8 protein-coding genes are annotated in these 9,703 nt (G+C 72.0%); 2 read left to right on the plus strand and 6 right to left on the minus strand.

Translation table 11 applies throughout. From position 1 onward, the window contains the following. Window positions 1–85 precede the first annotated feature (85 nt). Complete coding sequence (locus KSO97_RS15560) at window positions 86–760, minus strand: TetR/AcrR family transcriptional regulator (protein ID WP_232680485.1); 675 nt, start codon at window positions 758–760, stop codon at window positions 86–88. Window positions 761–883: 123 nt separating this feature from the next. Here KSO97_RS15560 and KSO97_RS15565 point away from each other — a divergent pair, with 123 nt between their 5' ends. Together KSO97_RS15565 and KSO97_RS15570 are read left to right on the plus strand one after the other, a co-directional pair. Then, on the plus strand, window positions 884–3,421 hold the full coding sequence (locus KSO97_RS15565; protein WP_232680487.1) for a bifunctional FO biosynthesis protein CofGH: 2,538 nt from the start codon (window positions 884–886) through the stop codon (window positions 3,419–3,421). Window positions 3,422–3,509: 88 nt separating this feature from the next. After that, window positions 3,510–3,929 carry a DUF5709 domain-containing protein gene (locus KSO97_RS15570; RefSeq protein WP_232680489.1) on the plus strand — a complete coding sequence of 140 codons (420 nt, stop codon included), beginning with the start codon at window positions 3,510–3,512 and terminating at the stop codon, window positions 3,927–3,929. 14 nt (window positions 3,930–3,943) lie between these two features. Here the strand turns inward: KSO97_RS15570 and KSO97_RS15575 are convergent, their stop codons facing one another. The 5 genes from KSO97_RS15575 to KSO97_RS15595 form a co-directional block, all read right to left on the minus strand. Beyond that, entirely contained in the window at window positions 3,944–4,678 is a 735-nt protein-coding gene (locus tag KSO97_RS15575; protein ID WP_232680491.1) for an efflux RND transporter periplasmic adaptor subunit, read from the minus strand. 1,080 nt (window positions 4,679–5,758) lie between these two features. Next, on the minus strand, window positions 5,759–6,733 hold the full coding sequence (locus KSO97_RS15580) for a hypothetical protein (protein ID WP_232680493.1): 975 nt from the start codon (window positions 6,731–6,733) through the stop codon (window positions 5,759–5,761). 46 nt (window positions 6,734–6,779) lie between these two features. Then, window positions 6,780–8,006 (minus strand): ABC transporter permease, encoded by a 1,227-nt coding sequence (locus KSO97_RS15585; protein ID WP_232680495.1) that lies wholly within the window; start codon window positions 8,004–8,006, stop codon window positions 6,780–6,782. Beyond that, window positions 8,003–8,701 (minus strand): ABC transporter ATP-binding protein, encoded by a 699-nt coding sequence (locus tag KSO97_RS15590; RefSeq protein WP_232680496.1) that lies wholly within the window; start codon window positions 8,699–8,701, stop codon window positions 8,003–8,005. The genes KSO97_RS15585 and KSO97_RS15590 overlap by 4 nt, the downstream gene beginning before the upstream one ends. A gap of 59 nt (window positions 8,702–8,760) precedes the next feature. Further along, on the minus strand, window positions 8,761–9,703 hold a 943-nt coding region (locus KSO97_RS15595; protein ID WP_232680498.1), incomplete at its 5' end, for an efflux RND transporter periplasmic adaptor subunit.

Below are 9,703 nucleotides of genomic sequence, written 5' to 3' on the forward strand. Positions count from 1 at the left end.
ATGTGGCCGTGGTCACAGCGAGATAAAAGTACGCACCCGTACTTGAATATGGCAAGTGGTGTCGTCGACTGCCTCCTCCGCCCGGTCAGGTGAAGAGGCGCAGGACCCAGGGGCGACCTTCCACGTCGACGTCGGCGAGGTGCTCATCACCGCTGTCGATGGCGTCGCACGCGATCTGGCGGATGCCGTAGACCGCCGCCACATAGGCCTCCAGGGGACGATCCGCGGCGCTGGCGGGGTCTCGCTCGACGTGGATGCCCTGGACGATGGCGGCGAGTCCGGTCAGCGCCTCGCGACGGCGGCGCCTCGCCTCCGCACCCAGGGCGTCCATCTCCACTTGGAACGCGCGCGCGACGACCGGGTCCTCCCGCAGCACGTCGAAGTAGCCGCTGACGATCGTGTGCACGTACTCCTCCCAGGTCACCCCGGTGTCCTCGAAAGCGAGGAGGCGCTCGATGAGCACCTGGATGAACCGGTCGTAGCCGGCGAAGACGCACTCCTCCTTGCCCGAGAAGCTCTCGTAGAACGCACTCAACGACGCGCCGGCCCGCCCGCAGATCGCCCTGGTCGACATCGCGGCGAAGCCGTGTGTCGCGAGCAACTCCGTCGCCGCGATCAGGATGCGCTCGCGCTGGCTGCGGACCACCTCGTCCCGGTCGAGCCCGTGCCTACCCCGCGGCAGCGGATCCGGCACCGTGAAGAACGCGCCCGAGCGGATCGTGCGCACCGGGTCCTGCGCGTCCTCACGGCCCGTCGTCACACACCACACCCTGGCACGTCCGCCGTCGGGCTCGCCGAGGGTGTGGTCGGTCTCGGCCCGCTCCTGACCAGAGCGTGGGCCACGAACGGTGCACTCGGCGCGCGAAGTTACTGTCGATGCACCATGGTCAGTGAGACGACGGACACCCCCACCCCCCAGCAGATCCGGCGGGCACTGGCGCGTGCCGAGCGAGGTGCGGCCCTCGACGTCGACGAGGCCGCAGCGTTGCTGGCGGCGACCGGTGCAGAGCTCGATCGGCTGGCCGCGGCCGCTGCGCGCGTGCGCGACGCCGGGCTCGTTGCGGCGGGCCGCTCCGCGACGGTGACCTACTCGCCCAAGGTGTTCATCCCGGTCACCAAGCTGTGTCGCGATCGCTGCCACTACTGCACGTTCGTCGAGACGCCGGCGCAGGCGGCCCGCGAGGGCCGCGCGCCCTACCTCTCCCCCGACGAGATCCTGGAGATCGCCCGCCAGGGCGCGGCGATGGGCTGCCTGGAGGCGTTGTTCACCCTCGGCGACCGACCCGAGGAACGCTGGCCCGAGGCACGTGAGTGGCTCGACGAGCAGGGATACGACTCCACGCTGGCCTACGTCCGCGCGATGGCGATCCGAGTGCTGGAGGAGACCGGTCTCCTGCCGCACGTCAACCCAGGCGTGATGACGTGGGAGGAGATGAACCGCCTCAAGCCGGTCTCGCCCTCGATGGGAGTGATGCTGGAGACGACCAGCCGCCGGCTCTTCGAGACCAAGGGCGAGGCGCACTTCGGCTCCCCCGACAAGGATCCCGATCTCCGGCTCCGCGTCCTCGAGGACGCCGGTCGTCTCTCGATCCCCTTCACCACTGGGCTGCTCGTCGGCATCGGCGAGACCCTTGTCGAGCGGGCCGACACGATCTTCGCGCTGCGCCGGATCGCCCAGGCCTACGGCTCGATCCAGGAGGTGATCGTCCAGAACTTCCGCGCCAAGCCCGACACCGCCATGCGGCACAGCGGCGATCTCGGCCTGGAGGAGTACCGCGCGGCGATCGCCGTCACCCGGCTCGTACTCGGCCCGAAGGCCCGCATCCAGGCGCCCCCGAACCTGGTCGACCTCGCCGAGTGCCGCGCACTGCTCGACGCCGGCGTCGACGACTGGGGCGGCGTCTCCCCGTTGACACCCGACCACGTCAATCCCGAGCGGCCCTGGCCGAGCCTGGAGCGGCTGCGCTCCATCACCGCCGAGTGCGGGTTCACGCTACGGGCGCGCCTGACCGTGCACCCGGAGTACGTGCGCCAGGGCGAACCGTGGCTGGACCCGCGCGTCTCCGGGCACGTCGCCGCGCTGGCGACGTCCGACGGTCTCGCCACCCCCGACATCCGACCCACCGGGCTGCCGTGGCAGGAGCCCGACGGCGGCTTCGCCTCGGTGGGTCGCACCGACCTGCACGCTGCTGTCGACAGCGAGGGCCGCACGGACGACCGGCGCTCGGATTTCGCCGACGTCTACGGCGACTGGGACGCCGTGCGCGACGCGGCCGTCTCGACGAGCGCCGTCGCCGGGGGCACCGCGCCCGCGGTGTTGCATGCCGAGGGGCGCGAGGCGCTGGCAGCCGCCGAGCGCGATCCCGGTGGACTCTCCGACGAGCACGCGTTCACCCTGATGACCGCCGACGGCGACCTGCTCGAAGCCGTGTGCGGGCTCGCCGACGACCTGCGCCGCGACGTGGTCGGCGACGACGTCACCTACGTCGTCAACCGGAACATCAACTTCACCAATGTCTGCTACGTCGGCTGCCGATTCTGCGCGTTCGCCCAGCGTCGCACCGACGCCGACGCCTACTCCCTCTCCCTCGACGAGGTCGCCGACCGAGCCGAGGAGGCCTGGAATCTCGGCGCCACCGAGGTGTGCATGCAGGGCGGCATCGACCCCGAGCTGCCGGCGTCCGCCTACTTCGACCTCGTCTCCGCCGTGCGTCAGCGGGTGCCCGAGATGCACGTGCACGCGTTCAGCCCGATGGAGGTCGTCAACGGCACGGCCCGTACCGGCCTCTCGATCGAGGACTTCCTGATCAAGGCCCGCGAGGCCGGTCTCGGCTCCCTGCCGGGCACGGCCGCGGAGATCCTCGACGACGAGGTGCGGTGGGTGCTCACCAAGGGCAAGCTGCCCGCGAAGACCTGGATCGAGATCGTCTCGACCGCGCACCGCATCGGTGTCCCGACGACCTCGACGATGATGTACGGCCACGTCGACAACCCGCGACACTGGGTGGGCCACCTGCGCGTGCTCACGCGGATGCAGGACGCCGCGCTCGAGCACGGCGCTGCACGGTTCACCGAGTTCGTGCCGTTGCCGTTCGTGCACACCTCCGCTCCTATCTACCTCGCCGGCGTCGCCCGCCCCGGTCCGACGCTGCGCGACAACCGCGCTGTGCATGCCATGGCCCGGATCCTGCTCCACGGCCGCATCGACAACATCCAGACCTCGTGGGTCAAGCTCGGCGTCGACGGCACCCGCCTGATGCTGCGCTCGGGGGCCAACGACCTCGGCGGCACGCTGATGGAGGAGACCATCTCGCGGATGGCCGGTTCCGAGCACGGCTCGGCGAAGACGGTCGAGGAGCTGATCGAGATCGGCGCCGGCATCGGCCGCCCGGTGCGCGAGCGCACGACGCTGTACCGCTGACGTGACTGACCTGGCGGCGCGCGGCGCTCAGGCGAGGTTCACCCCTGGGTGCGTGGGGCTGCGAAGCGCCCCGTCCTAGGTTCGAGGCATGAGCGAGACGCCCGAGGACCTGCCCGACGACGTGGAGGACCAGCCGGTCGCCGAGGACCAGTTGCTGGACCCCGACGTCGAGGACGAGCTCGACCGCGGCTACTCGCCGCCGGAGAGCTGGTCGGCCGGACAGGGGTTCGGCAACACCCCCTACGAGGAGTCCGTCGGCGAGAGCTTCGAGCAGCGGCTGGCCCAGGAGGTCCCCGACGTGGACGCCGACGCGGAGGTCGCACCCGATGAGCAGGCCGACCTCGACGCCGAGGTCGGGCGCGAGCGCGCCGGACGCCTCGTGGCGCCGGACGAGGGCATCGGCGAGGACGAGGAGAAGGATCTGATCGGGATCGACGTCGGGATCGACGGTGCCGCCGCCTCGGCCGAAGAGGCGGCCATGCACGTCGTCGCCGACGACGAGTTCTGAGCCCGGCGCCTCGATCAGGGCGATGACCGAGGCGCCATGACGCCCGGTCCTCGACCGCCACCGGAGAAGCCGCCGTTCGGTCCACTGCCGAAGCCGTTCAGAGGGTTGTCACCCGAGGGCAGCGCGGCGTCGAGGTCGGCGAGGACGACCTGCTCACCGTCCTCGAGACCCTCGCGGACCTCGACACGCCGGTCACCCACGAGCCCGAGGGTCACGGCTCGGCGTGCGAGAAGGCCGTGGCCGTCGATGACGGACACCGACTGGTCGGAGACCGCCGAGAGTGGCACCGTCACGGCGTCCTCCACCTGATCCACCACGATGTCGACCGAGGCGCCCACGCCCTCGGGGATGCCGAGCCAGCGCTCGTCGAGGGTGATGACCACGGTGTAGCCGGTGCCCTCAGTCGACTGCGGGACAGCGCTGACGTAGGTGAGCGTCGCGTCGTGGTCCTCGACGGATCCCACCACGGTGACCGAGGCCGACTGGCCCACGGCGAGATCGGGAACCTGAGTCAACGATGCGGTCGTCGCGACTGTCGAGACCCCGCCCCCGACGACCGTGCCGACGGCAGCCCCGGCCGAGACGTCGTCGCCGACACCGATGTCGAGCGAGACGATCCGACCTGAACGGGCCGCACGCACAACCCCACCGGCGACGGCCTGGCGCGCGGCGACGAGCGCCGCGTGAGCCGAGTCGATCGCCGCCTGGTCGCGGGCGAGGGTGGCGGCCGGCCACGGTGCCGCCCGCACCCCCGGCGCCGTCCGGACCCGGCACGTCCGATCCCCCGGCCGCGCCTTGAGACGTCCCGCCGGAAGGGGCGTCGGCGGCCGCACCGGCGTCGACCGAGGAAGACGACGTGGCGTCCTCACCTGCCAGCCCCGATGCTGATCCCGTCGTCGGAGCCTGCGCCGCTCTGGACAGCGCCGCAACGGCGCTATCGAGGGACTCCGCGAGTGTCTCGATGGCGTGCTGCAAGCCTTCCTGGGCGGTCGAAGCGTCGTGCTGCGCCTGTTGGACGGCGTCCAGCGCGTCGGCACAGGCGGGGTCGAGCAACGCCTGCACCGACGTGCCGTCCGAGCCGCCCTGCGAGGCGCCGTCCTGAGCACCGCCTGCCGACGTCGCCGACGTCGCCGGCACCGAGTCGACGTCGTCGGGGACGGAGGTCGGCGCCGCGTCACAGGCCGAGGTCTGGGCGGCCAACGCCGACGCCGCCGTGGCGAGCGCCGCTGTCGCCGTGGTCTGCGCACCGGTCACCGCCCGCTGCTGGATACGCAGCTCCGCCAACGCGTGGGCGAGCGTCGCCGACGTCTCTGCGGCAGCGTCGGCATCGTTCTCACCCGATTCCGGCGTCCCGTGCGTGGTTCCCGTGGACGACGGACCCGCCGCCTGGTCAGAACGCTGCGACGACGCCGGGGACTCGGCACCCGTCGCGTCGTCGGCACTCGTCGTGGCAGCACCGAGTGCATCTGCCTGGGCGTCCTGATCGCTCTCCAGCTGCGCACGAGCTGCCGCGAGATCGGCGCGTGCGCGCGTCAGATCGCCGCGCAGGCTCTTCAGGTCGAGCCTGGCGATCTCCTGCCCACGGCGAACCGTCTCGCCGGCAGCGACGGAGACCGAGGCGACGGTGCCGTCGCTGGCGAACATCAGCTCGCTGCTCCGGTTCGACGAGACGGTGCCGCTCAAGGAGAGCGTCTCGGTCACCGCGCCGAGGCTGGCGCCGACGGTGCGGTAGGTCGGGTGGTCGTCGGCGGCGGCGAACGTCGCATAGCCGCCACCCACGACGCCGACCGCCGCACCCGCGGCGACGGCCCGGCGCAGCGCACGCGCCCTCACGACGTCTCCGCCGAGTCCGAGCCCGGACGACCGCCCGGCCCGGCAGGTCCACCGAAACCGCCGCCGGCCGTGCACTCACCGTCGACGGGATCGCTGACCTCGATGCTGGTAGCGCTCACGGCCCCGGTGCTGTCGCTCTCACCCTGAGCTCGGACGCACTGCCCGACGACCAGCGCGGCCGCCGTGGCCGGCTCCGTGGTGACCACCGTGGTGTCGGCACCGGTCTGCACGACGATGTCAGCGAGCTCACTCGTCCCGGACGTGTCGTCGTCCGAGGGCATCTGCCGTACGGCCACACTGAGGCTGGCGACGTCGATCGCGGTCACCTCACCGCTGAGTCCGAAGCCGCCGCGCGGGCGCTCGCCGTCCGGCTGGTCCGTCGGCATGTCGGTGGGCCGATCGGTCGGTGCATCCGCGGGCAGGTCCGTCGGGGTATCGCCGCGCCCCCCACCCGGCATTCCGCCGGCGCCAGGGCCAGCGCACTCCCCGACGACGGCGTCGCTCACCGTGATCGTCGCGGCCGTCGTCGAAGCATCGGCGGCCTCCACATCGCCGGCATCGGCGCCTTGCGCCGTGGTGATCCGGACGCAGTCGCCGACGGCGACGTCGGCGAGCGACGCCGTCACCTGGGCGGTGATCCGGGTGCTGTCGTCGTAGCTGACCGAGACCTGCCCGGCGACGTCGCTCTGGACCTGCAGCGTCGTCTCGTCCGCCGCTGCGATGATCCCGGACGCTCCCGGCATCTGCCCCGGGCCCGAGCCGCCCGCTGCCGAGTCCCCCGAGGTGCCGACCTGGGCGCCGGAGTCCGTGGTGGTCGCAGCGGCGTCGGTCGGCTGCGCTCCTCCGCAGCCGGCGAGCGAGAGGAGCACGACGGTGGCGGCGAGCGCGCTCATCGCCGAGCGAGGGTGGGATCGACGACGCGCAGCTGCCGCACGCAGGTTCGGGACGAGCGGGACGAGGTTCTGAAGCATGGGAGGAACTCCTGTCAGGTGACGGTGAAGGGCGGCGCGAGCGAGGTCAGTCGCTGCGCAGGGCATCGATGGGGGTGAGTCGGGCCGCACGGGTCGCCGGATAGACCCCGAATCCGACGCCGAGCGCGAGCGAGGTGCCGAGGGCGGCGGTGACCGCCACGGCGGACAGCGAGACCGGTTGATCGATCAGCGCCGGCAGCGTCTGGGCGCCGACCACCGCGACCATCACCCCGATCGCGCCACCAGCCAGACCGAGCACCGAGGCCTCGACGAGGAACTGACGCCCGATCACCGACGGGGTCGCGCCGAGGGCTTTGCGCAGCCCGATCTCGCGGATCCGTTCGGTGACCGAGACCAGCATGATGTTCATGACGCCGATCCCGCCCACGAGGAGCGAGATGCCGGCCACGCCGCCGAGCAGCACCGTCAGGGTGCGGTTGGTGGCGTTCGCGGTCTCGACGAGCGATTCCTGCGTGGAGATCGAGAAGTCGGCGTCGGTGGCGCTGACACCGTGGCCGGTCAGGAGCAGGGCCTGGATCTCCTGGTAGGCGGCCGCGAGCGTGTCGCCCGTGCGCGCCTCGACGTAGATGGTCGAGACCGAGGTCGACGTCGTCCCGGTGATCGCCTGGGCGGTGCTGAGCGGGACGACGGCGACGTCGTCCTCGCTGGAGCCCGACGCCGAGGAACCCGTGGAGGCGAGCACGCCGATCACGGTCGCTCGGGAGCCGGCGATGGTGATGTCCTGGCCCACCGGGCTACCGCGTTCGAACAGCTCGGAGGCGGTGTCGGGTCCGAGGACCACCACCTCGGCTCCACGCTCGAGCTCGCTGTCGGTGAAGAACCGACCGGAGGCCAGCTCCCGGGCGCGCACGTCCTGCCACGACGTCGTGGTGCCGATCAGCGACGTCGTCCAGTTCGACTCGCCGGCTATCAACGAGGTCTGGGAGCTCGACACCGGCGCCACTGCCTCGACGTCGGGCGCGACGTCCTCGTCGGCGATCGCGGCGGCGTCGCCGACCGTCAACGTCGAGGCCGATCCGAACCCACCGCGTACCCCTGCCGAATCGGTGCTGCTGCCCGGCGACACGATCAGGAGGTTGGAGCCCAGGGCGCTGATCTGGTCCTCGACCTCACGCTGGGCGCCTTGGCCCAGTCCGACGGTGAGGACGACCGAGCTGATCCCGATGACGATGCCGACCATGGTCAGCGCGGACCGAAGCCGGTGCGCGCGGATCGCCTCGACGGCGGCGCGCAGGGTCTCCGCCCAGCTCATCGCCGGACACCGCCCACGGCTACGAACCGGCGATCCTCGGTGACGAGACCGTCACGCACCACCAGGTTGCGTGGCGCGCGGTCGGCCACCTCGTGGTCGTGGGTGATCACCACCACTGTGCGTCCATGCGCGTGCAGATCGTCCAGGAGGCCGAACACGTCGGCGGTGGAGGCCGAGTCGAGGTTGCCGGTCGGCTCGTCGGCGAGGATCAACGCCGGTTCGGTCACCAGCGCGCGGGCCACCGCGACCCGCTGCTGCTGGCCACCCGACATCTCTCCGGGTCGGTTGTCGATGCGCTCGCCCAGCCCTACCCGTTCCAGGGCGGCGACGGCCCGGTCGCGGCGCTCGGTGCGAGGCACGCCGGCGTAGACCAACGGCAGCTCGACGTTGCGCCACGCCGACTTCGACGGCAGGAGATGGAACTGCTGGAAGACGAACCCGATGCGACGGTTGCGCACCAGCGCGAGCTCACGCTCGGACATGGCGGAGACGTCCTCCCCCGCGAGCAGGTATCGCCCGCTCGTCGCGACGTCGAGGCAGCCGAGGATGTTCATCAGGGTGGACTTGCCCGAGCCCGAGGGACCGACGACGGCGACGTACTCGCCTTCGTCGATCGCGACGTCGACACCGCGCAGCGCCTCGAACTCGATCTCTCCGCTGCGATAGACCTTGCGCACGCCCTCCAGCTCGATCACCGGGGCGGTGTTCGCCCCGCGAGTCCGCTGGGCGGACCGGCCTCGGCGCGCCGCGGCACTCACTGGCCGCCCCCGGGGAAGCCGCCGCCGGTCGGCGGCTGCGGCATCTCGCCGCCGACACCGCCGCCGGGGAAGGAGGGCATCTGGCCCTGGCCCTCGCCCCCCGACCCGGACCCGACGGGTCGGGAGAAGCCAGGCACCTCCACCACGTCGCCTTCCTCGAGGCCGGCCAGCACCTCGGTGGTCATGCCGTAGGTCTCGCCGGTCTCGACGGCGACGCGCTCGACGCTCTCGCCGTCGACGAGATCGACGTAGGTGCCCTCGTCGTCGGACTGCACGGCGGGCGTGCTGACCGTGAGCACGTCCGCGGTCTGCGAGACGATCACGCTCGCCTCGGCATCGGTGCCGGCGTAGAGGTCGTCACGGCGACCGGTGACCTCGACGGTCACCGCGAAGACCGCGGCTCCCGCGGAGTCCGTCGACGCGACTCGCGCGACGTCCTCGACCGTCCCGTAGACGACATCGCTCACACCGCTCGGCGTGATCTCCACCTGGAGCCCGTCCTGCAGCCGGCCGACGTCGGCCGCCGGCACGGTCGCCTCGAGCACGAAGCGGTCGGTGGTGGCCAGGCTGATCCCGGTGCTGGACGTGGTCGTGCTGGCGCTCGACGTCGTCGCACCGCCGCCAGTGGAGCCGCCCGATCCCGCCGAGGTCGCCGACCCGCCCAGGACGTCGCCGCGCTGGATCCCGACCTGGGTGACGGTGCCGCCGAAGCTCGCTCGCAAGGTCGCGTCCTCGACGGCCTGGCGGGCTTCGATGAGCGCCGTGCGCGCGGCGACAAGCGCCGTCTGATCGGCAGCGAGCTGTACGTCCGAGGCGCCAGCCTCGGCGTCCTCCGCCAGTTGAGCCTGGGCCGCCTCCCACGTCGACAGTGCTGCGCTCCGGGCGGCGCGAAGCGAGGTGGGGGTGGGGGGGGGGGGCGGGCGGGCGCGGGGAGCCGCG

It is taken from the genome of Nocardioides sp. R-C-SC26 (assembly GCF_021246465.1).
GTDB lineage: Bacteria > Actinomycetota > Actinomycetes > Propionibacteriales > Nocardioidaceae > Nocardioides.

Bases quoted from the DNA above. Each gene is read 5' to 3' on its own strand.
- KSO97_RS15565 (WP_232680487.1), top strand. From the start codon at position 884: ATGGTCAGTGAGACGACGGACACCCCCACCCCCCAGCAGATCCGGCGG.
- KSO97_RS15570 (WP_232680489.1), top strand. From the start codon at position 3,510: ATGAGCGAGACGCCCGAGGACCTGCCCGACGACGTGGAGGACCAGCCG.
- KSO97_RS15580 (WP_232680493.1), bottom strand. From the start codon at position 6,733: ATGCTTCAGAACCTCGTCCCGCTCGTCCCGAACCTGCGTGCGGCAGCT.
- KSO97_RS15585 (WP_232680495.1), bottom strand. From the start codon at position 8,006: ATGAGCTGGGCGGAGACCCTGCGCGCCGCCGTCGAGGCGATCCGCGCG.